Source organism: Streptococcus danieliae (genome assembly GCF_013415245.1).
GTDB lineage: Bacteria > Bacillota > Bacilli > Lactobacillales > Streptococcaceae > Streptococcus > Streptococcus danieliae_A.
This window is the reverse complement of record NZ_JACBXX010000214.1, coordinates 1-1,236: the sequence shown is the minus strand read 5'-3', so window position 1 is coordinate 1,236 and position 1,236 is coordinate 1. Positions and strand designations below refer to the sequence as shown.

Below are 1,236 nucleotides of genomic sequence, written 5' to 3'. Positions count from 1 at the left end.
CAGCTACTAACGAACCAACTCCGGCTGAACAAGTTGTTAAAGTTGGTGAAACACCATCCGCAGAGAAATCTATCAGTAACCTAGCTGAACTTCCAGAAGGAACTAAGGTTGAGTTTGAAACTCCAGTAGATACCAGCAAGTCAGGTGATCAACCAGTGACTGTAGTTGTAACCTACCCAGATGGCTCGCAAGATAAGGTTCCAGTAACTGTTAAGGTTGAAGAAAATCCAACTCAAGCGGCTGCTAACGAACCAACTCCAGCTGAACAAGCTGTTAAAGTTGGTGAAACACCATCCGCAGAGAAATCAATCAGTAACCTAGCTGAGCTTCCAGCAGATACTAAGGTAGAATTTGAAACCCCAGTGGACACTAGCCAGCCAGGTGACAAGCCAGCGATGGTTGTTGTGACCTATCCAGATGGTTCTCAAGACACGGTTCCTGTGACAGTTAAGGTTGTAGAAGATCCAAGTCAAGCAGCAACTAACACACCAACTCCAGCGGATCAAACGGTTAAGGTTGGAGAAACACCATCGGCTGAGAAGTCAATCGGTAATATGACTGAGCTTCCAGAAGGTACTAAGGTAGCATTCGAAACACCAGTGGACACAAGCCAAGCTGGTGATAAACCAGCTACGGTAGTAGTGACTTACCCAGATGGTTCTCAAGACACGGTTCCTGTGACAGTTAAGGTTGTAGAAGAGCCAACTCAAGCAGCAACCAATACACCAACTCCAGCAGATCAAACGGTTAAGGTTGGTGAAACGCCATCGGCTGAGAAGTCAATCGGTAATATGACTGAGCTTCCAGAAGGCACCCAAGCTGCCTTTGAGACACCAGTGGACACAAGCCAAGCTGGTGATAAACCAGCTACGGTAGTAGTGACTTACCCAGATGGTTCTCAAGACACGGTTCCTGTGACAGTTAAGGTTGTAGAAGAGCCAAGTCAAGCAGACACGAATACACCAACTCCAGCAGAACAAACGGTTAAGGTTGGAGAAACACCATCGGCTGAGAAGTCAATCGGTAATATGACTGAGCTTCCAGCAGGTACTAAGGTAGCATTCGAAACACCAGTAGATACTAGCAAGTCAGGTGAGCAACAAGTAACTGTTGTGGTAACTTACCCAGATGGTTCTCAAGACAAGGTTCCTGTGACAGTTAAGGTTGCAGAAAATCCAAGTCAAGCGGACAGTAACACACCAGCTCCAATGGATCAGACTGTTAAAGTTGGAGAAA

General features: G+C 46.4%; 1 protein-coding gene. It reads left to right on the top strand.

Features of this window, described 5'->3' with window-relative positions; translation table 11 throughout:
• Positions 1–1,236 (top strand): Rib/alpha-like domain-containing protein (locus tag HZY94_RS09410; protein ID WP_257151914.1); only part of this gene is annotated, 1,236 nt, incomplete at both ends.